This window comes from Phenylobacterium sp. (assembly GCF_041691455.1).
GTDB lineage: Bacteria > Pseudomonadota > Alphaproteobacteria > Caulobacterales > Caulobacteraceae > Phenylobacterium.
Window position 1 is genome coordinate 260,580 of the sequence record NZ_JBEPUO010000003.1, and the last position, 25,919, is coordinate 286,498.

At 69.8% G+C, this 25,919-nt stretch carries 28 protein-coding genes; 15 read left to right on the top strand and 13 right to left on the bottom strand.

What is annotated here, in order from left to right; all coding sequences use genetic code 11:
- The first annotated feature begins 113 nt into the window (after positions 1 to 113).
- Both glmM and ACESMY_RS07755 read left to right on the top strand, forming a co-directional pair.
- Positions 114 to 1,466, top strand: coding sequence for a phosphoglucosamine mutase (gene glmM, locus ACESMY_RS07750; protein WP_372783900.1), 1,353 nt, complete (start codon positions 114 to 116; stop codon positions 1,464 to 1,466).
- A 199-nt stretch (positions 1,467 to 1,665) separates the two neighbouring features.
- Positions 1,666 to 1,827 (top strand): hypothetical protein, encoded by a 162-nt coding sequence (locus tag ACESMY_RS07755; protein ID WP_372783902.1) that lies wholly within the window; start codon positions 1,666 to 1,668, stop codon positions 1,825 to 1,827.
- 133 nt (positions 1,828 to 1,960) lie between these two features.
- Here the strand turns inward: ACESMY_RS07755 and ACESMY_RS07760 are convergent, their stop codons facing one another.
- On the bottom strand, positions 1,961 to 3,271 hold the full coding sequence (locus tag ACESMY_RS07760) for a UDP-glucose/GDP-mannose dehydrogenase family protein (RefSeq protein WP_372783904.1): 1,311 nt from the start codon (positions 3,269 to 3,271) through the stop codon (positions 1,961 to 1,963).
- A gap of 207 nt (positions 3,272 to 3,478) precedes the next feature.
- Between ACESMY_RS07760 and ACESMY_RS07765 the strand changes: the two genes are divergently transcribed.
- Complete coding sequence (locus ACESMY_RS07765) at positions 3,479 to 4,456, top strand: UDP-glucuronic acid decarboxylase family protein (RefSeq protein ID WP_372783906.1); 978 nt, start codon at positions 3,479 to 3,481, stop codon at positions 4,454 to 4,456.
- Here the strand turns inward: ACESMY_RS07765 and ACESMY_RS07770 are convergent.
- The 4 genes from ACESMY_RS07770 to ACESMY_RS07785 all read right to left on the bottom strand — a co-directional run bounded on the left by ACESMY_RS07770 (position 4,440) and on the right by ACESMY_RS07785 (position 8,274).
- On the bottom strand, positions 4,440 to 5,408 hold the full coding sequence (locus ACESMY_RS07770; protein ID WP_372783908.1) for a glycosyltransferase family 2 protein: 969 nt from the start codon (positions 5,406 to 5,408) through the stop codon (positions 4,440 to 4,442). The two genes, ACESMY_RS07765 and ACESMY_RS07770, sit on opposite strands and share 17 nt — an antisense overlap.
- A 59-nt stretch (positions 5,409 to 5,467) precedes the next feature.
- Positions 5,468 to 6,970: a phosphomannomutase/phosphoglucomutase gene (locus tag ACESMY_RS07775; RefSeq protein WP_372783910.1), complete on the bottom strand. Its 1,503-nt coding sequence runs from the start codon at positions 6,968 to 6,970 to the stop codon at positions 5,468 to 5,470.
- Between the two features lie 79 nt (positions 6,971 to 7,049).
- Entirely contained in the window at positions 7,050 to 8,015 is a 966-nt protein-coding gene (locus ACESMY_RS07780; protein ID WP_372783912.1) for an SIS domain-containing protein, read from the bottom strand.
- Positions 8,016 to 8,028: 13 nt separating this feature from the next.
- Complete coding sequence (locus tag ACESMY_RS07785) at positions 8,029 to 8,274, bottom strand: hypothetical protein (protein ID WP_372783914.1); 246 nt, start codon at positions 8,272 to 8,274, stop codon at positions 8,029 to 8,031.
- Positions 8,275 to 8,383: 109 nt separating this feature from the next.
- Here ACESMY_RS07785 and gpmA point away from each other — a divergent pair, with 109 nt between their 5' ends.
- The 3 genes from gpmA (at position 8,384) to ACESMY_RS07800 (ending at position 10,910) form a co-directional block, all read left to right on the top strand.
- Positions 8,384 to 9,097: a 2,3-diphosphoglycerate-dependent phosphoglycerate mutase gene (gpmA, locus tag ACESMY_RS07790; RefSeq protein WP_372783916.1), complete on the top strand. Its 714-nt coding sequence runs from the start codon at positions 8,384 to 8,386 to the stop codon at positions 9,095 to 9,097.
- A 17-nt stretch (positions 9,098 to 9,114) separates the two neighbouring features.
- Positions 9,115 to 9,573 (top strand): bifunctional diaminohydroxyphosphoribosylaminopyrimidine deaminase/5-amino-6-(5-phosphoribosylamino)uracil reductase RibD, encoded by a 459-nt coding sequence (locus ACESMY_RS07795; RefSeq protein ID WP_372783918.1) that lies wholly within the window; start codon positions 9,115 to 9,117, stop codon positions 9,571 to 9,573.
- 83 nt (positions 9,574 to 9,656) lie between these two features.
- Positions 9,657 to 10,910 (top strand): pentapeptide repeat-containing protein, encoded by a 1,254-nt coding sequence (locus ACESMY_RS07800; RefSeq protein ID WP_372783920.1) that lies wholly within the window; start codon positions 9,657 to 9,659, stop codon positions 10,908 to 10,910.
- 64 nt (positions 10,911 to 10,974) lie between these two features.
- Here the strand turns inward: ACESMY_RS07800 and ACESMY_RS07805 are convergent, their stop codons facing one another.
- Positions 10,975 to 11,427, bottom strand: coding sequence for an Hsp20 family protein (locus ACESMY_RS07805; protein WP_372783922.1), 453 nt, complete (start codon positions 11,425 to 11,427; stop codon positions 10,975 to 10,977).
- A 241-nt stretch (positions 11,428 to 11,668) separates the two neighbouring features.
- On the opposite strand from ACESMY_RS07805, the gene ACESMY_RS07810 reads away from it, so the two are divergent.
- Genes ACESMY_RS07810 through ACESMY_RS07820 form a run of 3 tightly spaced genes read left to right on the top strand, consistent with a single transcriptional unit; the run spans position 11,669 to position 14,372 of the window.
- The gene (locus ACESMY_RS07810) at positions 11,669 to 12,535 is read left to right on the top strand and encodes a class I SAM-dependent methyltransferase (protein ID WP_372783924.1); all 867 of its coding nucleotides are present in this window, start codon (positions 11,669 to 11,671) and stop codon (positions 12,533 to 12,535) included.
- A 49-nt stretch (positions 12,536 to 12,584) separates the two neighbouring features.
- The gene (locus tag ACESMY_RS07815) at positions 12,585 to 12,899 is read left to right on the top strand and encodes an SCP2 sterol-binding domain-containing protein (RefSeq protein WP_372783926.1); all 315 of its coding nucleotides are present in this window, start codon (positions 12,585 to 12,587) and stop codon (positions 12,897 to 12,899) included.
- A 9-nt stretch (positions 12,900 to 12,908) separates the two neighbouring features.
- On the top strand, positions 12,909 to 14,372 hold the full coding sequence (locus tag ACESMY_RS07820) for an alpha/beta fold hydrolase (protein ID WP_372783928.1): 1,464 nt from the start codon (positions 12,909 to 12,911) through the stop codon (positions 14,370 to 14,372).
- Here the strand turns inward: ACESMY_RS07820 and hisN are convergent.
- Entirely contained in the window at positions 14,369 to 15,196 is an 828-nt protein-coding gene (hisN, locus tag ACESMY_RS07825) for a histidinol-phosphatase (RefSeq protein ID WP_372783930.1), read from the bottom strand. The two genes, ACESMY_RS07820 and hisN, sit on opposite strands and share 4 nt — an antisense overlap.
- 26 nt (positions 15,197 to 15,222) lie before the next feature.
- Complete coding sequence (locus ACESMY_RS07830; protein ID WP_372784057.1) at positions 15,223 to 15,612, bottom strand: helix-turn-helix domain-containing protein; 390 nt, start codon at positions 15,610 to 15,612, stop codon at positions 15,223 to 15,225.
- A 125-nt stretch (positions 15,613 to 15,737) separates the two neighbouring features.
- Between ACESMY_RS07830 and ACESMY_RS07835 the strand changes: the two genes are divergently transcribed.
- Complete coding sequence (locus ACESMY_RS07835) at positions 15,738 to 16,655, top strand: lysophospholipid acyltransferase family protein (RefSeq protein ID WP_372783932.1); 918 nt, start codon at positions 15,738 to 15,740, stop codon at positions 16,653 to 16,655.
- On the opposite strand, the gene ACESMY_RS07840 is transcribed toward ACESMY_RS07835, so the two are convergent.
- The 3 genes from ACESMY_RS07840 to ACESMY_RS07850 all read right to left on the bottom strand — a co-directional run bounded on the left by ACESMY_RS07840 (position 16,652) and on the right by ACESMY_RS07850 (position 19,015).
- Entirely contained in the window at positions 16,652 to 16,870 is a 219-nt protein-coding gene (locus ACESMY_RS07840) for a DUF2093 domain-containing protein (RefSeq protein WP_372783934.1), read from the bottom strand. The genes ACESMY_RS07835 and ACESMY_RS07840 overlap by 4 nt on opposite strands.
- A gap of 43 nt (positions 16,871 to 16,913) precedes the next feature.
- Complete coding sequence (gene xseA / locus ACESMY_RS07845) at positions 16,914 to 18,368, bottom strand: exodeoxyribonuclease VII large subunit (protein ID WP_372783936.1); 1,455 nt, start codon at positions 18,366 to 18,368, stop codon at positions 16,914 to 16,916.
- A 146-nt stretch (positions 18,369 to 18,514) separates the two neighbouring features.
- Positions 18,515 to 19,015 carry a GcrA family cell cycle regulator gene (locus tag ACESMY_RS07850; RefSeq protein WP_372783938.1) on the bottom strand — a complete coding sequence of 167 codons (501 nt, stop codon included), beginning with the start codon at positions 19,013 to 19,015 and terminating at the stop codon, positions 18,515 to 18,517.
- A gap of 290 nt (positions 19,016 to 19,305) precedes the next feature.
- Between ACESMY_RS07850 and ACESMY_RS07855 the strand changes: the two genes are divergently transcribed.
- The 5 genes from ACESMY_RS07855 to ACESMY_RS07875 all read left to right on the top strand — a co-directional run bounded on the left by ACESMY_RS07855 (position 19,306) and on the right by ACESMY_RS07875 (position 24,033).
- Positions 19,306 to 20,124, top strand: coding sequence for an ABC transporter permease (locus ACESMY_RS07855; RefSeq protein ID WP_372783940.1), 819 nt, complete (start codon positions 19,306 to 19,308; stop codon positions 20,122 to 20,124).
- A 157-nt stretch (positions 20,125 to 20,281) separates the two neighbouring features.
- Entirely contained in the window at positions 20,282 to 21,460 is a 1,179-nt protein-coding gene (locus ACESMY_RS07860) for an aspartate aminotransferase family protein (RefSeq protein ID WP_372784059.1), read from the top strand.
- Complete coding sequence (gene argF / locus ACESMY_RS07865; protein WP_372783942.1) at positions 21,457 to 22,392, top strand: ornithine carbamoyltransferase; 936 nt, start codon at positions 21,457 to 21,459, stop codon at positions 22,390 to 22,392. Before ACESMY_RS07860 ends, argF begins: the two co-directional genes overlap by 4 nt.
- 11 nt (positions 22,393 to 22,403) lie before the next feature.
- Complete coding sequence (locus ACESMY_RS07870) at positions 22,404 to 23,054, top strand: FABP family protein (RefSeq protein ID WP_372783944.1); 651 nt, start codon at positions 22,404 to 22,406, stop codon at positions 23,052 to 23,054.
- A 58-nt stretch (positions 23,055 to 23,112) separates the two neighbouring features.
- Complete coding sequence (locus tag ACESMY_RS07875) at positions 23,113 to 24,033, top strand: Hsp33 family molecular chaperone (protein WP_372783946.1); 921 nt, start codon at positions 23,113 to 23,115, stop codon at positions 24,031 to 24,033.
- Here the strand turns inward: ACESMY_RS07875 and ACESMY_RS07880 are convergent.
- Together ACESMY_RS07880 and metZ are read right to left on the bottom strand one after the other, a co-directional pair.
- Positions 24,030 to 24,569, bottom strand: coding sequence for a hypothetical protein (locus ACESMY_RS07880; protein WP_372783948.1), 540 nt, complete (start codon positions 24,567 to 24,569; stop codon positions 24,030 to 24,032). The two genes, ACESMY_RS07875 and ACESMY_RS07880, sit on opposite strands and share 4 nt — an antisense overlap.
- A gap of 40 nt (positions 24,570 to 24,609) precedes the next feature.
- Entirely contained in the window at positions 24,610 to 25,794 is a 1,185-nt protein-coding gene (metZ, locus tag ACESMY_RS07885) for an O-succinylhomoserine sulfhydrylase (RefSeq protein WP_372783950.1), read from the bottom strand.
- Positions 25,795 to 25,919 lie beyond the last annotated feature (125 nt).

Below are 25,919 nucleotides of genomic sequence, written 5' to 3' on the forward strand. Positions count from 1 at the left end.
GGTATGGCGTCCTTTTGTGATAGTCCCGTCGCGGGGCCGCGAGATTGCGGCTTTACCATCCGCCAAGAGCACGTCGACTAAATCTGGGTTTCGGATCGTTTCGAGAGCGGTAGATGAGCAAGCGCGCCTATTTCGGCACCGACGGCATCCGCGGCGAAGCCAACCGCCACCCCATGACGGCGGAGGTGGCCCTGCGGGTGGGCATGGCCGCCGGCAAGATCTTCATGTCCAAGGATGACCGCCGCCACCTGGTGGTGATCGGCAAGGACACGCGGCTGTCGGGCTACATGATCGAGCCCGCCCTGGTGGCCGGCTTCGCCAGCGTCGGCATGGACGTGCGCCTGCTGGGCCCGATCCCGACGCCGGGCGTGGCGATGATGACCCGTTCGCTGCGCGCCGACCTGGGCGTGATGATCTCGGCCTCGCACAACGCCTACATCGACAACGGCATCAAGCTGTTCGGCCCGGACGGCTACAAGCTCTCCGACGAGCGCGAGGTGGAGATCGAAGCCCTGATGGACCAGGGCCTGGCCGATGGCCTCGCGCCGCCGACCGCGCTCGGCCGCGTCGCCCGCGTCGAGGATTCCCAGGCCCGCTATGTGGAAATCGCCAAGGCGACATTCCCGCGCCGGCTCAGCCTGTCCGGGCTGCGCGTCGTCATCGATTGCGCCAATGGCGCGGCCTACAAGGTCGCCCCCGTCGTGCTCTATGAGCTGGGCGCCGAGGTGATCAAGGTGGGCGTCGAGCCCAACGGCACCAACATCAACGAGGAGTGCGGCTCGACCTATCCGGCGGCCATGCAGCGCGCGGTCAAGGAATACCGCGCCGACATCGGCATCGCGCTCGACGGCGACGCCGACCGGCTGGTGGTCTGCGACGAGAAGGCCCAGGTGATCGACGGGGACCAGATCATGGCGCTGATCGCCGCCGACTGGGCGCGCCGCGAGCGCCTGCGCGGCGGCGGTGTGGTGGCGACGGTGATGTCGAACCTCGGGCTCGAGCGGTTCCTGGCGGCGCGGAACCTGAAGCTGGAGCGCACCCAGGTCGGCGACCGCTACGTCATGGCCCGCATGCGCCAGGGCGACTTCAACCTCGGCGGCGAACAGTCGGGCCACCTCATCCTGTCGGACTTCTCCACCACCGGCGACGGTCTGCTGGCCGCCCTGCAGGTGCTGGCGGTGCTGAAGGAGAGCGACAAGCCGATGAGCGCGCTCGCCCGCCAGTTCGAACCCGTGCCGCAGAAGCTGGAAAACGTCCGCTTCGGAGCCGGCAAGCCGCTCGAGGACGCCGACGTGAAGGGCGCGATCGCCGACGCGGAGCAACGCCTGAACGGCTCCGGCCGCCTGCTGGTCCGGGCCTCGGGCACCGAGCCGCTGATTCGCATCATGGCTGAGGGCGACGACGAGAAGCTGGTCTCCCAGGTGGTCAAGGAGATCGCCGGCGCGGTGAAAAAGGCCGCAGCCTGAAGGACGTGACTCGGCCCGGCCCCACCCCCCGCCTCGGCATGGGCCAAGTGTTCGCCCTGGGCGCGCTGGTCACCGCCGGCCTCGTCGTCTTTGGCGTCTTCACCATCAGCAACCCTACCCAAGCGCTAAGGATTATGACAATCTCGTAATCCTCTGCGCCGCTCGACCGGCGCCGACGAAGAGATTGTTGGGAGGATACATGGCTCGCCACCTCGCTTTTGGAGGTGCGGCGCGGCCGCTGGGCCGGGGCGCAAGCTCCGTTGCATGCCTGGCGTTCGTCGCCCTACTTGGACTGGCCTTCTGGGCCGGCGCCGTCTGGATCGGACAGGTCCTGCTGCAGATGGGCGTCTGGGGCTTCTGAGTCGTCCGAGGTCCCGCGGGCGGGCGTTCCGCCGGCGGAGAATTGAGATCGCCGGCCGATTCCGGCCGCGCTATGGCGTGGACCTGGCGCCGCGCGAACAACCCCTTATCCCGGCCGTTCTAGGCGACAGGCGTCAGGCCGGGGGCCGGCCGACGCTGGTGTAGGCGAAGCCGCGGGCGCGCATGTCGTCGGGCTTGTAGATGTTGCGCAGGTCGACCAGCACCGGCGCCTTCATCAGGAGCTTGATGCGGTCGAGGTCGAGCGCCCGGAACTGGTCCCATTCGGTGATGATCACCAGGACATCGGCGCCCTCGGCCGCGCCATAGGGGTCGTCCTTGAAATCCACGTCGCGGAGCAGCTGGCGGGCCTCGTGGCCGCCCTCCGGATCGAAGGCCTGCACGCGGGCGCCCTGGGCCTGCAGGGCGGGCACGATGTCGAGCGCCGGGGCGTCGCGCATATCGTCGGTGTTGGGCTTGAAGGTCAGGCCGAGCACGCCGACGGTCTTGCCGTTGAGGTCGCCGGTGATCGCGGCGCCGACCTTGACGGCCATGGCCTTCTTGCGCGCGTCGTTGATCCGGACCGTGGTCTCGATCAGCTCGACCGGCGCGCCGGCCTCGCGCGCGGTGCGCACCAGCGCCAGGGTGTCCTTCGGGAAGCACGAACCGCCGTAACCGGGGCCGGCGTTCAGGAACTTGTTGCCGATCCGCTTGTCGAGGCCGATGCCGCGCGCCACCTGCTGCACGTCGGCGTCAACCGCCTCGCACAGGGTCGCCATCTCGTTGATGAAGGTGATCTTCATCGCGAGGAAGGCGTTGGCGGCGTATTTGATCAGCTCGCTGGTCCGCCGGTTGGTGAAGACGATCGGCGTCTCGTTCAGATAGAGCGGCCGGTAGAGCTCGCGCATCAGCGCCTGGGCGCGCAGGTCGGTGGTGCCGACCACCACGCGGTCGGGGCGCTTGAAGTCCTCGATGGCCGCGCCCTCGCGCAGGAACTCCGGGTTGGAGACCACGGCGAGGTCGGCGTCCGGCCGCACGCGCTTCATGATCGCCTCGATCTCGTCGCCGGTGCCGACCGGGACGGTGGACTTGGTGACCACCACGGTGAAGCCGTCGAGGAAGGCCGCGACTTCCTCCGCCGCGGCGTAGACGTAGGAGAGGTCCGCGTGGCCGTCGCCGCGCCGCGAGGGCGTGCCCACCGCGATGAACACCGCGTCGGCCTCGCGCACCGCCTGGCTGGCGTCGGTGGAGAAGAAGAGGCGTCCCGCCTTGACGTTCTGGGCGACCAGCAGGTCCAGGCCCGGCTCATAGATCGGGATGCCGCCGGTCTGCAGGCGTTCGATCTTCGACGCATCCTTGTCGATGCAGGTCACCGTGTGCCCGAAGTCGGCGAAACAGGCGCCGCTGACGAGGCCCACGTAGCCCGTCCCGATCATCGCAACGTGCATGAAGCAAACTCCGTAGTGCGCGCCGGAGGCGCTTTCAGCACGCAACCGGCCCGGGCGCTAGCATCGCGGCGGGAATTCGCGCGAGGAAATAGGCTTTGCCGTGAGGATGGTTTCGATTTCCTATCCGCCGCCGCGCCGTTAACGGGGTTCGAACCCAATCGGCGGATGACTAGAGTCCACGGACCACGGGTCGGAGCGGCTGGAAAAATGCATCTTGAGCGGCGGGTCCTCATCACCGGCGGAGCCGGTTTTCTCGGGTCGCACCTGGCCGAGCGGCTGCTGGCCGACGGTTGCCAGGTCCTCTGCGTCGACAATTTCTACACGGGCACCCGGCGCAACATCGAGCACCTGATCGGCGAAAAGCACTTCGAGCTGATGCGGCACGACGTCTGCCAGCCGCTGTTTGTCGAGGTCGACGAGATCTACAACCTCGCCTGCCCGGCCTCGCCGATCCACTATCAGCGGAACCCCGTGCAGACCACCAAGACCAGCGTGCTCGGCGCGATCAACATGCTGGGCCTGGCTAAGCGCACCCGCGCCAAGATTTTCCAGGCCTCCACCAGCGAGGTCTACGGCGACCCCAGCGTCCATCCGCAGACCGAGGACTACTGGGGCAACGTCAATCCGATCGGACCGCGATCCTGCTACGACGAAGGCAAGCGCTGCGCCGAGACCCTGTTCTTCGACTACCAGCGCCAGCATGCGATGGAGATCAAGGTCGCCCGGTTCTTCAACACCTACGGCCCGCGCACCCATCCCAACGACGGCCGCGTCGTCTCCAGCTTCATCGTCCAGGCCCTGACCAACCGGCCGATCACCATCTTCGGGGAAGGCCAGCAGACCCGCTCGTTCTGCTATGTCGACGACCTGGTGGACGGCGTGGTCCGGCTGATGAACACCGCGCCGGACGTCTCGGGGCCGATGAACCTCGGCAACCCCGGCGAATTCACCATCGCCGAGCTGGCCACCCAGGTCATCGCGCTCACCAATTCGCGATCCGAGATCGTCAACCGGCCGCTGCCGCAGGACGATCCGAAGCAGCGTTGCCCGGACATCTCCCAGGCCAAGGCCGTCCTGGGCTGGGCGCCGCGGGTCGCGCTCACCGAAGGCCTGAAGAAGACGATCGTCTATTTCGAGGAGATGATCTCCGCGGGCCTCGTCCAGCGCGTCACCGAGCCGGTCTGAGGCTTCCGGCGGCCTGCGCGCGCGCCGCCGCGGCGCGGCGCTGCTCCTGCCACAGCAGAAGCCTATAGTAGCGGGCCATGAACCCCGCGTCGGGCTGGCGGGCGATGACCAGCCGCACGAGCTGCGTCAGGCTGCGGGCCGCCAGACCCGGAAGCTGCGGGATCAGCGCCCTCACCGAGGGGGCCGGCGGCGGCGGATCGCGGTCGCCATCGACGATCACCCGAGCCACGGCCATCCGCCGCGCCGAGGCCATGAACCCGCGGATGGTCAGGCGGTCGAGGCGGAAATGGTGCTCCACCGCCACGGCCGGCAGGAAGATCTTGCGGTAGCCGGCGCGTTCCAGCTCCCAGCCCATCACCGTGTCCTCGAAGAAGCCCGCCGCGCCCGGGCCCAGCCGCACGTCCGGCAGGGCGATCGACTCCAGCGCCGAGCGCCGGCAGGCCATGTTGGCGCCGACCAGGCCCTCGGGCGGGTGGTCGGGGTCTTCGACCGAGGCGACCCAAAAGCGCAGGACACCGGTCAGCCAGGGACGCTCGAGGTGCGGCGCGATGCGGATGCCGCCCTGCACGGCGTCGGCCTTGTCCGAAAGGATCGGCCCACACATGCCCTCGATCCAGTCCGGCGGCACATGGACGTCGTCATCGGTCATTAAAAGCGCGCGGCCGGTGCTCATCGCCACGCCGGTGTTGAAGGCCTGAACCTTGCCGCCTTCAGGCGCATAGACGTAGCGGACCTCAAGGTTGGGCAGGTCCGCGGTCTCGACAATGGCCTTGGTGTCGTCCGTCGAGCCGTTGTCCATCATCAGGAGCTCGACCCGCCATCCCTTCGGGATCCGCACGCGGCCGAGGCGCGCGAGAACCTCTTTCAGCTCGGGGCCGCGGTCCTTCGTGCAGACGATGATCGAGACGTCGACAGGCGCGTCCTTGGAACTCTTGCGGGCGGAACTAGTCATTTGCATTCTGCTTGACCATGAACGATCGGCGGGCGTCCAGAGCCACGGTCGCGGTTTCCCTAGATTTCCTGATTGTAGGCGCCGACCTGCGGCCGCTTGGCGAGGCGCGGCTTCACCTCTTCGCGGAACAGGGCCCGCATGTCGTCCTCGCTGCGGGTGCTCTCCACCACGACCACGATCTCCGGCTTGTTGGAGGAGGCGCGGACCAGGACCCAGGAGCCGTCCTCCAGCGCCACCCGCACGCCGTTGACGGTGATCAGGTCGGCGATCTTGCGGCCGAGGATCGTGCCGCCGGCGTCGCGGAGCGCGGTGTATTCGGCGACCACTTCGTCCACTAGGCCGTACTTCACCTCGTCGGCCACATGCGGGCTCATGGTCAGGGAGGTGTAGGCGACGGGCAGGGCCTTCTTCAGGTCCGAGAGCTTCTTGCCCGGGTTGCGGTCGAGCATGGAAAGGATGGCGGCGGCGGCCACGATGCCGTCGTCATAGCCGCGGCCGATCGGCGGGTTGAAGAAGAAGTGGCCGGACTTCTCGAAGCCGGCCAGCGCGCCGAGCTCGGCGGTCTTGCGCTTGATGTAGGAGTGGCCGGTCTTCCAGTAGACGGTCGTGGCGCCGTTGGATTTCAGCACCTCGTCGGTGGCGAAGAGGCCGGTGGATTTCACGTCGACAACGAAGGTCGCGTTGGGATGAAGGCCGGAAAGATCGCGGGCGAGCATCAACCCGATCTTGTCGGCGAAGATCTCCTCGCCTTCGTCGTCGACCACGCCGCAGCGATCGCCGTCGCCGTCGAAGCCCAGCGCCAGGTCGGCGTCGTGCAGGCGCACCGCGTCGGCCATGGCGTGCAGCATGACGCTGTCTTCCGGGTTCGGATTGTACTTCGGGAAGTTCCAGTCGAGCTGGCAGTCCATCTCGACGACCACGGCCACGCCCATCCTGCGCAGGGCTTCGGGCGCGAAGGCGCCGGCCGTCCCGTTGCCGCAGGCGCAGACCACCTTCAGCGGCCGGCTGATGCTGGCGCGGCCCGCGGCGTCGGTGATGTAGCGCTCGGCGACCCCGGCCACGTGCGCGAGGCTGCCGCCCGGGCGCTGTTTCCAGGTCCCGCCGAGCACGATCTCCTTCAGCCGGCCCATCTCGTCGGGACCGAAGGTGAGCGGGCGCTGGGCGCCCATCTTGACGCCGGTCCAGCCGTTCTCGTTGTGGCTGGCGGTGACCATGGCGACGCAGGGGGCGTCGAGGTCGAACTGGGCGAAATAGGCCATGGGCGACGTCGCCAGGCCGATGTCGATCACCTCGCAGCCGGCGGCCACCAGGCCGATGGTCAGGGCCTGTTTGATGCTGAGCGAATAGGACCGGTAGTCGTGGCCGATAACGATGCGTTTTTGGCCAAGCTCGTGGATGTAGGTGCCGAGGCCCAGGCCCAGCGCCTGGATGCCCAGGAGGTTGATCTCCGGCCCGAACAGCCAGCGCGCGTCATATTCCCGAAAGCCCGTGGCCTTCACCAGCGGCTGGTTCTCGAAGTCGTAGGTGTTGGAGATCAGATCGGCGCGGGGAGCGGGAAGCATCGGGACTCCGAAATAGTCGAGCGGCAATGGACAGGGTTACCGCGGGCGCCCTTCAAGAATTGTGTACGGCCCCGGCGCGCTACATGACCCCGGCGCGCAGGATGTCGTGAACGTGCAGTATGCCGACCGGTTTCCCGCCATCGACCACGAAGAGCACGGTGACCGCCGGGGCCGGATCGCTCATCAGCGCCAGCGCCTCGGAGGCCAGCATGGCGGAGGGCACGGTCTTCTTCGGGCCCGCGGTCATCACCTCGCCGGCGGTGTGGGACATCAGGCCTTCGATGTGGCGGCGCAGGTCGCCGTCGGTGATGGCCCCTGTCAGGGCGCCGTCGGCGCCGGTCACGCCCACGATCCCCCAGCGCTTCTCGGTCATCACCAGCAGCGCGTCCTTCATCGGCGTTGCGGCGCCGACCAGCGGCAGTTCGTCGGCGCCGTGCATCAGGTCGCCGACGGTGCGCAGCATGGCGCCGAGCTTGCCGCCCGGATGGAAGACGCGGAAGTCCTGCGGCTTGAAGCCCCGGCGCTCGAGCAGGGCCACCGCAAGGGCGTCGCCGAGCGCGATCTGCAGGGTGGTCGAGGTGGTCGGCGTATTGACCTCGGCGGTGGCTTCGGCCGAGGCGGCCAGGGCCAGCACCACGGTCGCCGCGGCGCCGAGCGCGCTGGTCCGGTCGGCGGTCAGCGCGATCAGCGGAATGGAGAACCGCTTGGCGTAGGCCAGGATGTCGGCCAGCTCGCGGCCCTCGCCGGATTTCGACAGGCCGACGATCACGTCGTCCTGGGTGATCATGCCGAGGTCGCCGTGGCTGGCCTCCGCGGGGTGCACGAAGAAGGCCGGCGATCCGGTCGAGGCGAAGGTCGCGGCGATCTTGCGCGCCACGTGGCCCGACTTGCCCATGCCGGTGCAGATGATCCGCCCCTTGGCGGCGAACAGCAGGTCGACGGCCTCCGCGAAGCTCGCGTCCAATCCCTTGGCCTGGGCCTCAAGCGCCTCGGCTTCGGCGGCGAGCACGCGCCGGCCGACGGCGATGGCGTCGAAGCCGCTCATGCCGCCAGGTCCTTCATTCTGAGGGCGCGAGCGCCTGGGACTGCAGGGCCCGCACCTGGTCGCGGGCCTGGGCCACGTGACGCTGGGCGGCCTCGGCCTCGCGCTTCATCGCCGCCTGCATCGCGGGCGTCCGCTGCAGCGGGACCGAGCCGAAGGGCGCGGGCGAGCGGTCGCCGAGCCCCTGCGGCCAGGCCATGGCCAGGGCCACGGCGGCCACGGCGGCCAGCGCCAGCATCGGCAGGTACAGTCGATCGAGCATCGGGCTCATATAGCTGGTCGGCTGCGCCGCACCAATCCGTCGCGGGCTTGACGGGCGAAGGCGGCGCCCCTAGCCGCTCATCACCGCATCCATTGGGGAGTGACGCGCCTTGCCGACCTTGATCCTGCTGCGCCACGGCCAGAGCCAGTGGAACCTGGAGGACCGCTTCACCGGCTGGGTGGACGTAGACCTGACCGCCGAGGGCGAGGCCCAGGCCCGCAAGGGCGGCGAGTTGATCGCCGCCGAAGGTCTGGCGATCGACCGCTGCTACACCTCGGTCTTGACCCGGGCGATCCGCACCTCCTGGCTGGCGCTGGCCGCGGCCGGCCAGGCCTTCGTGCCGGAGATCAAGGACTGGCGGCTGAACGAGCGCCACTACGGCGGCCTCACCGGCCTCAACAAGGCCGAGACCGCCGCCAAGCACGGCGAGGACCAGGTGAAGATCTGGCGCCGCTCCTACGACGTGCCGCCGCCGCCGCTGCTGCCCGGCGGGGAATTCGATTTCTCGAAGGACCGCCGATATGCCGGCGCCGTCCTGCCCGACACCGAGAGCCTGGAGACCACGCTCTTTCGCGTGCAGCCCTATTGGGAGGCCGAGATCGCGCCGCGGCTCGCGGCCGGCGAGACGCTGCTGATCGCCGCCCACGGCAATTCGCTGCGCGCGATCGTCAAGCTGCTCTTCGGCCTCAGCGGCGAGGCCATCGTCGGGGTGGAGATCCCCACCGGCAACCCGCTGCTGATCGAACTCGACGGCGCGCTGAAGCCGACTACGGCGCGCTACCTGGACGCCGCGCGGGCGCAGGCTCTTCCCGCCATCGCCTAGCGCGCTAGGGTGCGGCAATGACCCCGCCTGGCGACGAAACCTGGATGCGGCGCGCGATCGCGCTCGCCCGCGCCAACCTCGGCCTGACCGGCGACAATCCGTCCGTGGGCTGCGTGATCGTCAGGGACGGCATGGCGATCGGCGAGGCCGCCACCGCGCCCGGCGGCCGGCCGCACGCCGAGGAGCAGGCGCTCGACCAGGCGGGCGAGGCGGCGCGGGGCGCAGCGGCCTATGTCACGCTCGAACCGTGCGGCGAGCGCAGCGCCGGTCACGCCTCCTGTGGCGAGCGCCTGGCCTCGGCCGGCGTGGCCCGTGTGTTCGCCGCCTGCGCCGATCCGTCGGCCTTCGCCTCGGGCCGTGGCGTCGAGCGGCTGCGGGCCGCCGGCGTTCACTACAACCTGGGCTTGCTGCAGGCCGAAGCCGCCCCGCTCTATGTCGACTACCAGCCACACAGCCGCGCGCCGCCGGAACGCTAAGCTTTTGGAAATGGGACGTTAATCACCGCGGTCTAGGATTGGGTAACCATGCCGTCAGTTCCGTAAGGTTTTTCGTAGCGACCATGTCCGAAGCCGCCCACATCACCCGCCGCATTAACCAGGCGGAGGCCGACCGGATTTGCGCGCGGCACGACCGTCTGTGGAGCTCCAAGCCCGGCGGCGCCCGGGCGGTTTTCGCCTGGACCGACCTCTCGGGCCTCGACCTCGAAGGCCGCAACCTCTGCGACGCCGACTTCAGCGGCGCGGTGCTGGCCGGCTGCAAGCTCAAGGGCGCGCGGCTCGACCACGCTACCCTGTTCGGCGCCGACCTGCAGGACGCGGACCTGCGCGACTGCTCCCTGCGCCGCGCCGACCTGCGCGGCGCCTGCCTGCGCAACTCCGACCTGACGGGCGCCGACCTCTTCGAGGCCGACCTGCGCGAAGGCGTGCTGGCTGCGGCCGATCCCAAATACGGCTTCCGGCGCATCGAGGCCGGCGGCAAGGCCCGGGTCGGCGACGCCCAGGGCGCGAAGCTGGTGGGCGCCAATCTCGAACGCTCCAAGCTCTCCGGCGTGATCGCCGTCAGGGCCGACTTCACCGACGCTGTCCTCAAGGACGCTCGCCTGGTGCGCGCCAACCTCAAGCAGGCGACCATGAAGGGCTGCAACCTCTCCGGCGCCGACCTGTCCGGCGCGGACCTCGACGGCGCGGACCTGCGCGACGCCGTCCTGGTGGGCGCCAAGACGCTGTCCTGGAACGTGCAGAACGCCAACATGGTCGGCGCGCTCACCGACAAGCCCGCCGGGATCGCGGCCACCAGCATGCCCTACAAGACCATGATCCAGGAGCATGCCCGCTGGTGCGAGAGCGGCGGCCAGCACGGCACGCCCTCGGTGTTCGACGGCGCCGATCTGCGCGCGCTGGAGACGGTGCGCGGCTATAACCTGACGGCGCTCTCCGGCAAGGGCGCGGTCTTCTACGGCCTCGACATGGAGGGCGTGCAGCTGCAGGGCGCCCATCTGGAGGGCGCCGACCTGCGCAACTGCAATCTGCGCCGCGCCGACCTGCGCGGGGCCAAGCTCGCCGACGCCAAGCTCTCGGGGTCCGATCTGCGCGAGGCGCAGATGGGCCCGCTGCTGCTGGGCGCGGATCGGGTGCTGGCCTGCGACCTGCGCCGCGCCGAACTGAAGGGCGCCGACCTTTCCGGCGCCGACGTGCGCCAGGCGCTGTTCACCGACGCCGACGTCAGCCGCGCCAACTTCACCGGCGCGCTCCTGCGGCAGGCCAGCTTCACCGGCGTCTCCCGCCACGGCGCCCGCGGCCTCGACGCCATCTGACGCCCACGAAAAAGGGCGACGCGATCGCCCGCGCCGCCCCTCGTCGTTGATGTCCGGCTGTCGCCTACGCGGCCTTTTCAGCCTCGATCAGCGTCGGCTGGCCGACCGCGATCTCGATGCGGCGGGGCTTCAGCGCTTCGGGCAGTTCGCGCTTCAGCGCGATGGACAGCAGGCCGTCGGCCAGCGCCGCCTCGGTCACCACCACGTAGTCGGCGAGCTGGAACTTGCGCTCGAAGTTGCGCTCGGCGAGGCCGCGGTGCAGGAACCGGCGCGGCTCGTCGTTGGCGGCCTTGCGCCCGGTGACGGTGAGCAGGTTTTCCTTCACCTCGATCGAGAGTTCTTCCTGACGGAAGCCGGCCACCGCGATCTCGACGCGGTAGGCGTTCTCGTCGGTGCGCTCGATATTGTAGGGCGGATAGCCGGCGGCGCCGTCGGCGGCGGCGGAATCCAGCAGGTCGGCCAGGCGGTCGAAGCCGACGACGGAACGGTAGAGGGGGGAGAAATCGATCGTACGCATGCGGTCACATCCTTCTTTCAAAGCAAGGTTGCCGTTTCAGTTGAGCGTCTTTGCGAGCCATCAGGCCTCGCGCGACACCCTGAAGGCCCGGACATCCGGCGCCTTCACGCCATGAGGTAGGCGGCGGATTTTCCGGTTCAAGGCCTTGCGGCGGCGAGCCCGAGGCGCGGTCTTTGACCCAACGGCGCGCCCGCGCTACCCCTAGGGCGAAGGCTGGGCCGGGGGGCTTGGGCGAGGTCGAATGGCGCACCCGTACATCTCACGCCGCGCGGTCTTGCTGAGCGCGGCCGCGCTCAGCGCCTGCGGCGGCGCGGGCGGCTCCAAGCCCGGCGCGCCGCCCAAGACCCTCGAGGCGGCGGTGGCCGGGGCCTGGCGCCTCGCCGCCGACCGGGCGCGCGACCCGTGGCGCCATCCGCTCGAATCGCTGAGGTTCTGGGGCCTGAAGCCCGGCCAGACGGTGGTCGAGTTCTGGCCCGGGGCCGGCTGGTACACCGACATCCTGGGTCCCTTCCTGGCGGCCACCGGCGGCAAGCTCTATGCCGCCAACCTGCAGGCCGCCGACCCCGAGGGGCGCGAGATGGCCGAGGCTTATCGCCACAAGCTCGACGCCAAGCCCAAGCTCTACGGCAAGGTGGAGATCACCGCCTTCGGCCCGACCAGCGGCCCGGTGGCGCCGGCCGGGAGCGCGGACCTCGTCCTGTTCCTGCGCAACCTGCACAACTGGATGGCCGCGGGCCTGGCCGAGAAGGCTTTCCGCGACGCCTTCGCGGCGCTGAAGCCCGGCGGCGTCCTGGGCGTCGAGGAGCACCGCGCCGACCCCGCCGCAACGCCCGATGTCATGGCCTCGTCGGGCTATGTGCTGCAGGCCTATGTCGCGCAGCTCGGCAAGGAGGCCGGCTTCGAGCTCGCCGCCGCCAGCGAGATCAACGCCAATCCGAAGGACACCAGGGATCACCCCTTCGGCGTCTGGACCTTGCCGCCGGTCCGCCGCTCCTCGCCGCGCGGCCAGCCCGCCGATCCGCACTTCGATCACGCGAAGTACGACGCCATCGGAGAGAGCGACCGAATGACGCTGAAGTTCGTCAAGCCGGGCGCCACGCACGCCTGAAGGTTTACTTCGCACACGTCAGAAGCGAAGCTGACGCGGCTGGGAGAACATGAACATGGCGACGCTGGAGGAGCTGACGGATCGTATTCGCGCCGCCGCCGCGGCCGATTCCGGTCTCGCCACATCCATCAAGCTGGATCTGAAGGGCCAGGGCGTCATCCACATCGACGGCGCAGCGGTCAGCAACGAGGACCTGCCGGCGGACCTTGTGGTCACCGTGGCGCTGAACGATCTGGCGGCGCTGGGGAAGGGCGAGCTCGATCCCACGCGGGCGATGATGACCGGCCGGCTGCGGCTCTCCAACATGGCGCTCGCCATGCAACTTCAGCCGAAGATTCAATCTCTGTTTTCCAAGGCCGCGTAAGGCAGGGGCATGGCCGACGAAGCGCCTCTCATCGAGACGGCCGACGCCAAGGCCCCCCCGGGCGGCGAGGCGGAGTGGTATGTCGGCGCCGGCGGCGCGCGGCTGCGGGCCGCGCTGTGGACTCCGGCGGCCGTGGCCGCGGGCGGCCGGCCGCGCGGCTCCATCGTGCTCTCCGGCGGGCGCACCGAGGCCATCGAGAAGTACTATGAGTTCATCGGCGAGTGCCTGGACCGCGGCTTCGTCGTCCTGGCCCACGACTGGCGCGGCCAGGGCCTGTCGCAGCGCGAGCTGTCCGACCCGCTGAAGGGCTACGCCAAGGGCTACAAGGCCTACCTCGACGACTTCCGCGCCCTGCTCGGAGCCTATTCGGCGCGCCTGCCCAAGCCCTGGGTGGCCGTGGGCCATTCGATGGGCGGTTGCCTGACGCTCCTGGCCATGGCGCACGGCGAGGACCGGTTCGCCGGGGCGATCTTCTCGGCGCCGATGCTGGGCATCCGCACGCCGTTCCCGCTGGTGCTGTCGCGCGCGCTCACCAGCCTGAACCTGATCCTCGGCCAGGGTCGCGGCTACACCCTCGGCGGGGCCGGCAAGCCCTATGACGCGGTGTTTGAAGGCAATGTGCTGACCCACGACCCGGTGCGCCACGCCCGCGCCTGGGGCCTGATCGCCGCCGAGCCGAAGCTCGCGCTTGGCGCCCCCACCTGGAGCTGGGTCGATTTCGGCCTGCGCGCCACCGCCTACCTCGCCCGCCCTGACGCCTTGCGGAATGTCACCGCGCCGGTGGTGATTGTCTCGGCCGAGGACGACCAGCTTATCGACACCGCCGCACAAGCCGCGGCGGCCCGCCACCTGCCGCAGGGCAAGTTCATCAACGTCCCCGGCGCCTACCATGAAATCCTGATGGAGACCGACCCGATGCGTAACATCTTCCTGAGAGCCTTCGACGCCCTCACCGGCAGGGTCGCGCCGACGCCCGCCGAGCCGCCCAAGCCGGCCCCCGCGCCGACGCCCGCCGCCGCCCCGGTGATGGTCGCCGCCGCCGCGCCGCCGCCGCCCAGGGCCACGGCGCCCGCCAAACCGGCGGCGAAGAAGAAGCCCGCGGCCAAGAAAGCGGCGGCCAAGAAACCGGCCGCCAAGTCCGCCGCCGCCAAGGCGCCGGCCAAGGCCGCGGCCAAACCCGCCGCAGCCAAGAAGCCCGCGGCCGCGAAGAAGCCCGCCGCGAAGAAGCCGGCGGCGAAGAAGGCTCCCGCCAAGACCGCGGCCAAGCCCGCCGCGGCGAAGGCGCCCGCCGTGAAGAAGGCTCCGGCCAAGAAACCGGCCGCCAAGAAACCTGCCGCGGCGAAGAAGCCGGCGGCGGCCAAGGCGGCGAAGCCCGCGGCGGCCAAGAAGCCTGCGACCGTCAAGAAACCCGCCGCGAAGAAGCCGGCCGCCAGGAAACCGGCGGCCAAGAAGCCGGCGCCGAAGAAGGCCTAGGCGGCCGCGCCGGCCAGCGCGGCCAGCGCCTCACCGAGGCAGGCGCGGTCGCCGGCGATCGCGACCTGGCCTCCATGGCCGCCCACCGGCTGGCCGCGCCAGTCGGTGGTGACGCCGCCGGCGCCGGCGATCACCGGGATCGCCGCGTCGATGTCCCATGACTTCAGGCCGGTCTCCAGGACGAGGTCGATGGTGCCGGCGGCGACCATGGCGTAGGCGTAGGCGTCGCAGCCCAGCCGCGCGAGCCGCGCAGCCTGGCGCACCGCGCGCCAGGCGTCGCGCTCGGGGCCCTGGAAGATGGCCGGGTCCGTGGTGGCGATGAGGGCGCCCGAGAGCGCCGGGCAGGCGCGGACCTTCAGCGGCCGGCTCTGGCCGCGGGCCACCAGTCGCGATCCGCCGGCGTGTCCGATATAGAGCTCGTCGAGGAACGACTGGCCGATCGAGCCGAGCACCGGCTTGCCCTCGAACCGCAGGCCGATCAGCGTGGTCCACACCGGCAGGCCGGCGATGAAGGCCCGGGTTCCGTCCACCGGGTCCAGCACCCAGACGAACTCGGCGTCCGGCCGGTCCTCGCCATATTCCTCGCCGATCACCCCGTGGGCCGGATAGCGCTCGGAGATCAGGGCGCGGATGGCGCGCTCGGCGCCCTTGTCGGCCTCGGTGACCGGATCGAAGCCCTGCGCCCCGCCCTTGTCGACCAGCCCGTGGTCAGCGCGAAACAGCGGCAGGATCACTCCGGCCGCTGCGCGATTGAGGTCGATGAGGAAGCTGTCGAGTTCTTCCAGGCGGTCGGGAGAAAGACGGTCGGGGGTGGAAGCGGCCATGCGACCGCTTTACCCCCGCTCGTTGATTAGGGGAACGCGTGCCCGACGGACGCGGACTCGCTTTCGTTGAGCGACTTGGCCAGCTCCAGCAGCTTTTGCCGGGGCCGTTCGCTGAGGTTGTAGAAGGCGCGGATCAGGGCCTTGGTTTCCTTGCCCGCGGTCGGTTCCGGCGGCTCGGGATCTTCCTGCATGGGATTGTCGAGCGACAGGCCCTCGTAGAAGTAGCTCACCGGCACTTCCAGCACTTCGGACAGCTGCCACAGGCGCGCGGCCGACATGCGGTTGGCGGCGCACTCATACTTCTGGATTTGCTGGAAACGCACGCCGCAGGCGCTGGCGAGCTGCTGCTGGGTCAGGCCCAGGATCCGGCGGCGGCGGCGAAGCCGGCGACCCAGATGAATATCGATCACATCCATCATGACGCGAAGCTCGTTCTCCTCAAGGCGATGTCCCGATGCGGGACGACGCGCCTCACCTGCCGCAAGCCTCGCGCCAAACCACGCGTTGCCAGGATCACGAGGCGGGCCGTAGTAGTGGCGCCATGGCGGACTCAACGTCTCAGCTGCGGCAAACCATCCTGTGGCGGCTCGAGGCCCTCGCCTATGACGTCGCCGACGTCCTGGCGCGCGTCTTCCCGATCGACGCGGTGTCCGATTTTGGCGCCTGGTTCTTCCGGACCTTCGGCCCGCTGACCAGCCCGCACCGGGTGGCGGAGATCAACCTGCGGATCGCTTTTCCCGAGGCGTCCGACGCCGAGATCGCCCGCCTGCTGGCCGAGCAGTGGGACCAGCTCGGCCGTTGGGCCGCGGAATTCCCCATCCTCGACCGGATCATCGCCGATCCGGCCCGCGTCGAGGTGGTGGGGGCCGAGCGGCTGGCGGCGATCCGCGACGGGGCGGGGCCGGTGGTCTTCATCTCAGGCCACTTTTCCAGCTTCGAGATCATGCCGGCGGTGATCCTCCATTCGGGGATCAACTGCTGGATCACCGGCCGGGCCACCAACAACCCCTATGTCGACGCCAACATCCGCAGGAGCCGTGCGCGCTACGGCGTGCGCCAATTCGCGCCGAAGGGGGCGAGAGGAACGCGCGACCTGTTGCGCGCGCTCGGCCGCGGCGAATGCGTCGCCCTGATGAACGACCAGAAGTTCAACGATGGGGTGGCCGCGCCCCTGTTCGGCGTCATGGCCCACACCGCGCCCGGCCCGTCGAGCTTCGCGCTGCGCTTCGGAATTCCGATTCAGCCCTTCAGCGTCCAACGGCTGCACAAGGCGCGGTTCCGGGTGGTGGTGCACGATCCGATCCGCCTGGAGGACACCGGCGACCGCAACGCCGATATCGAAGCCGGCGTGCGCCGCATCAACAGCTTCATCGAGGAGCGGGTTCGCGAACGGCCGGCGGAGTGGTTCTGGGTCCACAAGCGGTGGCCCGGCGAGATCTACAAGCGGCGGAAGTCCTAGCCGTTGGTCTCGCGCCAGCGCTGCAGCGCCTCGGCGGGGCTGGCGTAAGCCTCCTGCAGGGCGGCGTTCCAATAGCGGAGCTGCTCCAGCGGGATCTTCAGCCCGCTGACGGCGCAGACCACATAGCGCCCAGGCTTCAGCACCGCGAAGTCGCCGTCGCCGTAGTGCAGCCGGGCCAGGTCGGAGCCTGTGAAGTCGCGGTCGTGGGCGTTCATGGACGCCTATTTAGCGCGCCGCCGTCGTCCGGAACAGGGGGCGTTAGAAGAGGTCGCCCTGCGCGGTCGGGGACGCCTTTGGCTTGGTCCGCGCAGGCTTCGCCGCCGGCGGGTCGGTCGCCGCGCCCTCGATCACCGCCTGGCGGGTGACCTGGTCGCCGAACTTGATCGCCACTTCCTCGCCGCTGGCCAGCGCCGCGCCGGCGTGGACGATGGAGCCGTCGGCCCGGGTGACCCGCGCGAAGCCCCGCTGCAACGGCCGCTCCGGATCGACCGACAGATAGAGCTTGGAGAGCGCATCCAGCCGCTCGGCCGCGCGCTCCAGCCCGCGCGCCATGCCGGGCCGCAGGCGTCCGGCGACGCCGTCCAGCCGCTGGCGCTGCACGGCCTGCGGCCGCTGCAGCAGCAGCGGCGTCAGGCGCGAGGAGACCCGCACCAGATCGCGCTCGTGGGCCGCGGCGTTCTTAGCCAGGCCCGCGGCCAGGCGGCCGGAGACGATCCCGAACCGCTGGGCGGCGAGCTCGACCATGTCGGTGACCCGGGTCAGCGCCCGGCCCGCGGCCTCCACCCGCCCGCGGCGGTCTTCCACGGCGCGACCGCCGCAGCGGTGCATCCTGGCCCCGAAATCGCTCACCGTGGCTTTCAGCTCGGCCAGCACCGGCGTCGCTATCTCCGCGGCCGCGGTCGGTGTCGGCGCCCGGCGGTCGGAGACGAAGTCGATAAGCGTGGTGTCGGTCTCGTGGCCCACGGCGCTGATCAGCGGGATCGTGCAGGCCGCCACCGTGCGGGCCAGCGCCTCGTCGTTGAACGGCCACAGATCCTCGACCGAGCCGCCGCCGCGCGCCACGATCAGCACATCGGGGCGGGGGATCGCACCCCCCGCCTCCAGGGCCTCGAAGCCGCGGATCGCCGCGCAGACCTGGGCCGCGGCCGCATCGCCCTGCACCACCACCGGCCAGACGATCACATGGCACGGCCAGCGGTCGCGGATGCGGTGCAGGATGTCGCGGATCACCGCCCCGGTCGGGCTGGTGATCACGCCGACGACCGCGGGCAGGTAGGGCAGGGGCTGCTTGCGCCCGGGTTCGAACAGGCCCTCGGCGGCGAGCTTGCCTTTCAGCCGCTCGAGCTGGGCCAGCAGCGCGCCGACGCCGGCCGCCTCCATGGTCTCGATGACGATCTGGTAGCGCGAACCCTGCGGATAGGCGGTGATCTTGCCGGTGACGATCACCTCCAGCCCCTGTTCGGGCCGGATGCCAAGGCCACGCACCTGGCCCTTCCAGACCACCCCGTCGATCGCCGCCCGCTCGTCCTTCAGCGTCAGGTAGACGTGGCCGTTGGAGTGGTGCGTGACCTTGGAAATCTCGCCCCTGAGCCGCACGAAGCCGTAGGCGTCCTCCAGCGTGCGCTTGAGCGCGAACGCCAGCTCCGAGACGGAATAGGGCTTGGCGTTGCCATCTTCGGTGGGAGCGTCAGACTCGGGCGCCGCGTCGGTCATGCGGCGAAGGTAGCCATCCGCGCCTTCAAACCCAACGGCTTGTTCTCAGCGTCGCGGGGAGGGGGCGGAGAGAAAGGGAAAAGGGCGCGCCCGGCTCGACGGGCGCTTTTGCGCCGCGGGCCGGACACGCCCCCATCCCCAACGGATCAGATGTAGCGGCGAAGGCTCCTGGCGAGTTCGTTCGGGCCGGAGCGCTTCTTCGCCTGGGCGGGCTGATAGGCCACCTGGCTGTGTTCGTGGCAGTAGGGGCCGTCGCCGGCGCGGCGGCCGCAGAAGGTGAAATTGTCCAGCGACGGGTCGCCGATCGGCCACTTGCACATGTGGGCGCCGAGCGTCAGCACAGTCGCCGTGCCGGGCGTTTCGTCGACGTAGCGCACGGGCGTCGGATGCGGCGCGTGGGCCACCGGCTCGGCGAGCCGGCGCGGGGCCGAGGGCGCGGCCGAGACGGGGCGGGCCGGTCTCGGGGCCTTGAAGACGGTGCGGGCGGGCTTCGACGGCGTCGCGCGGCCGGAGAGCCCAAGGCGGTGCACCTTGCCGATCACCGCGTTGCGGGTGACCCCGCCCAACTGCTTGGCGATCTGGCTGGCGGACAGCCCGTCCTGCCAGAGCTTCTTGAGAAGTTCGACCCGTTCGTCCGTCCAGCCCATCTCGCGCCTCCCACTTTGTGACCTTGGCGGCGCACCCCCGCGCGGCCTGAGATCAACATCTTGTGGCATCCAGCTATTCCGCTGCTCACCAACCACCACCAGTAGTAAACAACTCCTTAAGAGCCACAATAGGCGCCCCGGCTTTCGTCCACAGGAACTAGATGTTGCGTCGTCGCTGCCGGCCTTCGCCGGGCGGCGCCCCCTCTGGCGCCGAGGCGCCATCTCCCCCGAAGGGGGGCGAAAATGCCGCACTCTTGCGGGCGGGGCGCGCACGGCGCACATGGAGGGGCATGAAGGATATGCCCCTGATCGAAGCGGTCCTGCCGCCGCCGGCGCGCGAGTACCCCGGTATCAACTGGATAGGCCTGCAGACCCTCTACGTCCGAGAGGTCCGCCGCTTCTTCAAGGTCGGCATGCAGACCCTGGCGGCGCCGGTGGTGACCGCGCTCCTCTACATGCTGGTCTTCGTCGTCGCGGTCGGCGGCGGCCGCGAGGTGCACGGCGTGGCCTATGGCGCCTTCGTCGCCCCCGGCTTGATCATGATGCAGATCCTCTCCAACGCCTTCGCCAACTCCTCGTCGTCCCTGCTGCAGGGCAAGTTCAACGGGCTGATGGGCGACTTCGTCACCCCGCCGCTGTCGCCGCTGGAACTGCTGATCGGCTTCAGCGCGGGCGCGGCGACGCGCGGCCTCTTCGTGGGCGCGATCAGCGCGGTGGCGGTATGGTTCTTCGCCCGGCCGCCGATCGAGGAGCCCTGGGCCATCGTCTATTTCGGCGTCGGCGCGGCGATGATCATGGGCTTCCTCGGCATCATGGCGGGTCTCTGGGCCGAGAAGTTCGATCACATGGCCACGGTGACCAACTTCGTGATCATGCCGATGACCTTCCTGTCGGGCACCTTCTACCTGGTGGAACGGCTGCCGGAGCCCTTCCGAACCCTCTCCAAGTTCAACCCGTTCTTCTATCTGATCGACGGCTTCCGCTATGGCTTCATCGGCCGCGCCGAGGGCTCTCTGGCGATCGGCGTGAGCCTGACCGCGGCGATCGTCCTGGTCTTCGGCGCCATCTGCTTCTGGATGTTCAAGACCGGCTACAAGATCAAGACCTGAGCCCTCCGGCGTTGACTCAGCGCCCCGACAAGACGAGAACGCCAAGCCTTCCAGTCCCCGTCGCATCGCGGCGGGGATGCTTCCGTTTTGGAGGGCTCCTCCGGTGACCGAGAAGACCGCGTCCCAGACTCCCGCGACCGTTCCCAGCGACCACATCATGGCGGTCTACAGCCGCACCCCGCTGGCGTTCGAGCGAGGCGAGGGCGCGCGCCTCTACACCACCGACGGCGAGGCCTATCTCGACTGCATGGCCGGCATCGCGGTGAACGCGCTGGGCCACGCCAATCCGAAGCTCGTCCAGGTGCTGAAGGAGCAGGCCGAGAAGCTCTGGCACGTCTCCAACATCTTCACGATCCCCGGCCAGGAGAAGCTCGCCAAGGCGCTCACCGACGCGACCTTCGCCGACGAGGTGTTCTTCACCAACTCCGGGACCGAGGCCATCGAGTGCGCCATCAAGACCGCGCGCAAATACCATTGGGCGAAGGGCCAGCCGGAGCGGATCGACATCATCGGCTTCGATGGCTCGTTCCACGGCCGGACGCTGGCGGCGGTCAACGCCTCGGGCAACGCCGGCTACCTGGAAGGCTTCGGCCCGCCGATGCCGGGCTTCGTGCACGCGACCTTCGGCGACCTGGAGGGCCTCAAGGCTCTGGTCGGCCCGACCACGGCGGCGATCATCCTGGAGCCCGTGCAGGGCGAGGGCGGCGCGCGCTCCTGGCCCGACGCCGATCTGACCGCGATCCGTCAGCTCTGCGACGAGACCGGCACGCTGCTGATCTACGACGAGATCCAGTGCGGCCTCGGCCGGACCGGCAAGCTCTTCGCCTATGAGTGGGCGACCGAGGCCCAGCCCGACATCATGGCCATCGCCAAGGCGCTGGGCGGCGGCTTCCCGGTCGGGGCGTGCCTCGCCACCGCGGAGGCCGGCCGCGGCATGGTGGTGGGCTCCCACGGCTCGACCTACGGCGGCAATCCGCTGGCCATGGCGGTCGGCGAGGCGGCGCTGGCCGAGCTGGTGAAGCCGGAGCTCCTGGGCCACGTCCGCGAGGTCGCCGGCTATTTCACCCAGCAGTTCGCGGGGCTGAAGGAACGCTACCCCGACGTGGTCGCCGACATCCGCGGCCGGGGCCTGCTGATGGGCCTGAAGCTGAACACGCCCAACCGCGAGTTCATGCAGCACGCCCGCGACCAGCGCCTGCTGATCGCCGGCGGCGGCGACAACTGCGTGCGCCTGTTGCCGCCGCTCAACCTGACCATCGCCGAAGCCAGCGAGGCCATCGAGAAGCTCGAAGCCGCCTGCCAGGCCGCCCGGGCCAGGGCGAAGGCGGCGGCGTGAGCCAGCCGCCCCGCCACTTCCTCGACCTCTGGAAGCTCGAGGGCTCGGACCTGCGCGCCATCCTGGAGGACGCCAAGCGCCGCAAGGCCGCGCGCCTGGGCTGGCCCAAGGGCCGTCCCGACGCCGACGCCCCGGCCGAGGGCCGGACCCTGGCGATGATCTTCGAGAAGAACTCCACCCGCACCCGCTTCTCGTTCGACGCGGCGATGCGCCAGCTCGGCGGCGACGTGATCATCTCCAACGCCGTCGACATGCAGCTCGGCCGCGGCGAGCCCATCGAGGACACCGCCCGCGTGCTCTCGCGCATGGTCGACGCGGTGATGATCCGCTCGAACTTCCACCAGGACGTCGAGCGCCTGGCGCTGTCCTCGACCATCCCGGTGATCAACGGCCTGTCGGACAAGAGCCACCCCTGCCAGATCATGGCCGACCTCCTGACCATCGAGGAGCACCGCGGGCCGGTGGCCGGCAAGACCCTGGCCTATGTCGGCGACGGCAATAACGTCTGCGCGAGCTTCATCCACGCCGCGCCGAAGCTGGGCTTCCGGCTGAACATCGCCGCGCCGGCGGTCTATCACCCGGACCTGCACGACCTCGCCCGCGCCGCCCAGGAGCAGGGCCAGGTCTACGCCTCCGACGACCCGCGCGAAGCGGTCAAGGGCGCCGATGTGGTGATCACCGACACCTGGGTCTCCATGGGCGACACCGACCACGACGAGCGGCTGGACGCGCTGGAGCCCTATCAGGTGGACGAGGTCCTGATGGACCTCGCCAAGAACGACGCGGTCTTCCTGCACTGCCTGCCGGCCCACCGCGGCGAGGAGGTCACCGACGAGGTGATCGACGGCCCCAAGAGCCTGATCTGGGACGAGGCGGAAAACCGCCTCCACGCCCAGAAGTCCATCCTCGCCTGGTGCTTCGGCGCGATCTGAGGGTTTCCCGCATGAACCCGTTTCCCGACGACATCTTCACCGAGCCGGAAGACGTCGACCCGGACACCCTCGCCAATCTCGGCCCGCTGACACGGCTGGCCGGAATCTGGGAGGGCAGGAAGGGGATCGACCTTAACCCCAAGGCCGATGGCCCGGAGCGGCGGGTCTACCTCGAACGCATCGAGATGCAGCCGATCGACCCGCAGGCCAACGGCCCGCAGCTGCTCTATGGCCTGCGCTACCACGTCCACATCAACACCGAGGAAGAGGACATCACCTTCCACGACCAGGTGGGCTACTGGCTGTGGGAGCCGGCCACGGGCCTCATCATGCAGACGCTCGCAATCCCCCGCGGCCAGGTGGCGCTGGCCGGCGGCCAGGCCAATCCGGACGGCTCCAGCCTGGTGGTCCGGGCCAAGCGGGGGGACACCGAGTACGGCATCGCCTCGACCGCCTTCCTGGAATACGCCTTCCACACGGACTCCTACGAACTCACCGTGACCTTCAACGCCGACGGCAGCTGGAGCTACGTCTCCGACACCATGCTCGCCGTCCGCGGCCAGGCCGAGCCGTTCCGCCACCGCGACCGCAACACGCTGACCAAGGTCGCCGACCCCACGCCCAACCCCCTCGCGCTGATCGCCGCGTCCAAGCCCGCCTGAGTGCCCAAAAAGGGGTGCGACGCCGCGCCGGGTTCGCAACTCTGGAAGCCGTCCCTATATGCCGCCGATGCCTATTCCTCCGGTTCCCGACGACGCCGTCACGGCGTTCCAGATCGAGGGCGAGCCCGTGCGCGGCCGCCTGGCGCGGCTCGGTCCCTCGGTCGACGAAATCCTGCGCGCCCATGACTATCCCGAGCCGGTGGCGAACCTCCTGGGCGAGGCCTGCGCGCTCGCGGCCTTGGTCGGCTCGAACTTGAAGTTCGACGGCCGGCTGATCGTCGAGGCCCGCGGCAATGGCCCGGTGCGCTTCGTGGTCTGCGACTACGACACCTCCGGCGGCTTGCGCGGCTATTGCGGCTTCGACGCCGAGGCGGTGGAGAAGGCCGCCCAGGGCTTCGCGCGGCCGGGCGCCAGGTCGCTGCTGGGCGATGGCCACTTCATGATGACCGTGGACCAGGGCCCGGACATGGATCGCTACCAGGGCGTCACCGCCATCGAGGGCGAGACCCTGGCGCTCTGCGCCGAGCAGTACTTCGCCCAGTCCGAACAGACCCCCACCCGCGTGCGCCTCGCCGTCGGCCAGGCAGATGACGGGCAGGGGTTCCGGTGGCGGGCCGGCGGCATGCTGATCCAGTCGGTGGCCGAGGACGATGCGCGGGGCCCCACCACCGAGGCCTGGGTCCGCACCCAGGCCTTCTTCGAGACGGTCGGCGAGGACGAGCTGATCGACCCGCTGCTGTCCTCCCAGCAACTGCTCTTCCGCCTGTTCCACGAGGACGGCGTGCGGGTCTTCGGCTCCCAGCCGCTGCGCGCCTTCTGCCGCTGCAGCCAGGAACGCATCGAGACGGTGCTGAAGTCCTTCGACGCCGCCGACCGCGCCGGCATGGTCGAGCCCGACGGCAAGATCCACGTCACCTGCGAATACTGCTCCAAGCTCTACGCCGTGGAGCCGGCGAGTTTGGAGACGGCGGCCGTCTAGGACGGCTTGGCGGGCTTCACGGCGACCAGCGGGCCGTCGAGGCGCTTGCCGGTGCGGATCGCCTCGCAGACGGCGTCCAGGGTGTCGACCTCGGAGGCCACGGGCTCCTGGAACAGGCGCCGGTCGCCCTGCCGGCGGGTCACTTCGCCGATCAGGTTGTTGTGCGTATAGGCGATGCTGCGCACCACGGCGAAGCGCTTGCCGGCGCAGTCCACCGCCCAGTGCGCGAGGCCGGAGCGGGCGATCCCGGCGCCGAGCTGGATCGGGGTGAACAGCTCGTGGCGGATGTCGGTCTCCACCAGGCCGTCCGACATCAGCGAGACGCCCTCCGGCGTCGCCAGCCGCACCCCCTCGGCGTCGAAGTTCACCAGCACCCAGCCCTCGCCGTGGATGTTCTGAGCCACCCACGCGCCCACCGACTTCTCGTCCAGCATGGCTGGCGGCGCGGGATCCTTGATCTCGGCGGCCTGGGCGGTCGAGATCGCGAAGCCGGCCCCCACGAGGGCGCAGAGCGCCAGGATGCGGATGCTCGTCATGTCCGCCACCATGCCACGGCCAGGCCGTCCGGCGAAGGCCTCAGGCGGCGTCGAGCGCGCGGGAGACGTCGCGGCTGAGGTCGCCGGGGCCCTCCAGGCCGACGCTCACCCGCACCCAGCCCTCGGTCAGGCCGATCTCCAGGCGCTCGGCCTCCGGCATCGAGCGGTGGGTGGTGGTGCAGGGGTGGGTGGCCATCGACTTGGCGTCGCCGAGGTTGTTGGAGATGTCGACGATCTGCAGGGCGTCGAGGAACCGCCAGGCGGCCTCGCGGGAGCCCAGGTCGAAGGCCACGACATTGCCGCCGCCAGTCATCTGGTTGGCGATGATCGCGGCCTGGGGATGGTCGGGCCGGCCGCAATAGATGGTCTGGCGGGTCTTGCTGTGGGCGGCGATCACGTTGGCGACGCGGGTGGCGTTCTCGGTCTGGCGGCGCACCCTGAGCTCCAGGGTCTCCAGGCCCTTCAGGAGCACCCAGGCGTTGAACGGCGACAGCGCCGGGCCGGTGTGCCGCAGCAGGTCCTTGTAACTCTCGGTCATCAACGGCTCGGCGCCCAGGATCGCCCCGCCCAGCACCCGGCCCTGGCCGTCGATGTGCTTGGTGGCCGAATAGACGACGATGTCCGCGCCGAGCGCCAGCGGCTTCTGGAAGATCGGGGTCGCGAAGACATTGTCGACGATCAGCTTGGCGCCGGCGGCGTGGGCGATGTCGGCCACCGCCCCGATGGCGGTCACCTCCAGCAGCGGGTTGGCCGGGCTCTCGATCAGGAAGGCCCGGGTGTTGGGCCGGACGGCGTTCTTCCAGGCCTCCAGGTCGGTGGCGTCGACATAGGTCGCCTCGACACCGAAGCGCGGCAGCCATTCGGAGATGATCCAGCGGCAGGAGCCGAACAGCGCCCGGCCCGCCACCAGATGGTCGCCGGCCTTCAGCAGGCCCATCAGCGAGGCGTGCACCGCGCTCATGCCCGAGGCGGTCGCGCGGCAGACGTCGGCGCCTTCCAGGAGCGCCAGGCGATCCTCGAAGATCTGCGTCGTCGGGTTGCCGAAGCGCTGGTAGATGAAGCCCGGATCGGCGCCGGAGAACCGGGCGTCGGCCGCCTGGGCGCTGTCGTAGGCGAAGCTCTGGGTCAGGAAGAGCGCTTCGGAGATCTCGCCATAGGGGCTGCGGGCCATGCCGCCGCGCACCAGACGGGTCTCGACTTCCCAGTCTCGCGGATCTTCGGCCATGGCGGGCTCCTTTGCGGGCAGAGCGCCGCTTGAACGGCAGACGCGCCGGGGCGTCAAGCCGGGCTTTCCTGCAAGCGAACGCAGATCGCTTGCAACCTCAGCCGTCTCCGCTAAGTCTTGGCCGC

Excerpts from the sequence above, each read along its gene's own strand:
- ACESMY_RS07765 (WP_372783906.1), top strand. The coding sequence starts at position 3,479 with ATGCATCTTGAGCGGCGGGTCCTCATCACCGGCGGAGCCGGTTTTCTC.
- ACESMY_RS07775 (WP_372783910.1), bottom strand. The coding sequence starts at position 6,970 with ATGCTTCCCGCTCCCCGCGCCGATCTGATCTCCAACACCTACGACTTC.
- ACESMY_RS07835 (WP_372783932.1), top strand. The coding sequence starts at position 15,738 with ATGGCGGACTCAACGTCTCAGCTGCGGCAAACCATCCTGTGGCGGCTC.
- glmM (WP_372783900.1), top strand. The coding sequence starts at position 114 with ATGAGCAAGCGCGCCTATTTCGGCACCGACGGCATCCGCGGCGAAGCC.
- ACESMY_RS07830 (WP_372784057.1), bottom strand. The coding sequence starts at position 15,612 with ATGGATGTGATCGATATTCATCTGGGTCGCCGGCTTCGCCGCCGCCGC.
- ACESMY_RS07785 (WP_372783914.1), bottom strand. The coding sequence starts at position 8,274 with ATGCTCGATCGACTGTACCTGCCGATGCTGGCGCTGGCCGCCGTGGCC.
- ACESMY_RS07850 (WP_372783938.1), bottom strand. The coding sequence starts at position 19,015 with ATGGGCTGGACGGACGAACGGGTCGAACTTCTCAAGAAGCTCTGGCAG.
- ACESMY_RS07860 (WP_372784059.1), top strand. The coding sequence starts at position 20,282 with ATGGCGGTCTACAGCCGCACCCCGCTGGCGTTCGAGCGAGGCGAGGGC.
- ACESMY_RS07795 (WP_372783918.1), top strand. The coding sequence starts at position 9,115 with ATGACCCCGCCTGGCGACGAAACCTGGATGCGGCGCGCGATCGCGCTC.
- ACESMY_RS07855 (WP_372783940.1), top strand. The coding sequence starts at position 19,306 with ATGAAGGATATGCCCCTGATCGAAGCGGTCCTGCCGCCGCCGGCGCGC.
- ACESMY_RS07870 (WP_372783944.1), top strand. The coding sequence starts at position 22,404 with ATGAACCCGTTTCCCGACGACATCTTCACCGAGCCGGAAGACGTCGAC.
- ACESMY_RS07805 (WP_372783922.1), bottom strand. The coding sequence starts at position 11,427 with ATGCGTACGATCGATTTCTCCCCCCTCTACCGTTCCGTCGTCGGCTTC.
- xseA (WP_372783936.1), bottom strand. The coding sequence starts at position 18,368 with ATGACCGACGCGGCGCCCGAGTCTGACGCTCCCACCGAAGATGGCAAC.
- ACESMY_RS07755 (WP_372783902.1), top strand. The coding sequence starts at position 1,666 with ATGGCTCGCCACCTCGCTTTTGGAGGTGCGGCGCGGCCGCTGGGCCGG.
- ACESMY_RS07815 (WP_372783926.1), top strand. The coding sequence starts at position 12,585 with ATGAACATGGCGACGCTGGAGGAGCTGACGGATCGTATTCGCGCCGCC.
- ACESMY_RS07840 (WP_372783934.1), bottom strand. The coding sequence starts at position 16,870 with ATGAACGCCCACGACCGCGACTTCACAGGCTCCGACCTGGCCCGGCTG.
- ACESMY_RS07880 (WP_372783948.1), bottom strand. The coding sequence starts at position 24,569 with ATGACGAGCATCCGCATCCTGGCGCTCTGCGCCCTCGTGGGGGCCGGC.
- ACESMY_RS07780 (WP_372783912.1), bottom strand. The coding sequence starts at position 8,015 with ATGAGCGGCTTCGACGCCATCGCCGTCGGCCGGCGCGTGCTCGCCGCC.
- ACESMY_RS07875 (WP_372783946.1), top strand. The coding sequence starts at position 23,113 with ATGCCGCCGATGCCTATTCCTCCGGTTCCCGACGACGCCGTCACGGCG.
- ACESMY_RS07810 (WP_372783924.1), top strand. The coding sequence starts at position 11,669 with ATGGCGCACCCGTACATCTCACGCCGCGCGGTCTTGCTGAGCGCGGCC.
- ACESMY_RS07800 (WP_372783920.1), top strand. The coding sequence starts at position 9,657 with ATGTCCGAAGCCGCCCACATCACCCGCCGCATTAACCAGGCGGAGGCC.
- ACESMY_RS07760 (WP_372783904.1), bottom strand. The coding sequence starts at position 3,271 with ATGCACGTTGCGATGATCGGGACGGGCTACGTGGGCCTCGTCAGCGGC.
- ACESMY_RS07770 (WP_372783908.1), bottom strand. The coding sequence starts at position 5,408 with ATGACTAGTTCCGCCCGCAAGAGTTCCAAGGACGCGCCTGTCGACGTC.
- ACESMY_RS07820 (WP_372783928.1), top strand. The coding sequence starts at position 12,909 with ATGGCCGACGAAGCGCCTCTCATCGAGACGGCCGACGCCAAGGCCCCC.
- hisN (WP_372783930.1), bottom strand. The coding sequence starts at position 15,196 with ATGGCCGCTTCCACCCCCGACCGTCTTTCTCCCGACCGCCTGGAAGAA.
- metZ (WP_372783950.1), bottom strand. The coding sequence starts at position 25,794 with ATGGCCGAAGATCCGCGAGACTGGGAAGTCGAGACCCGTCTGGTGCGC.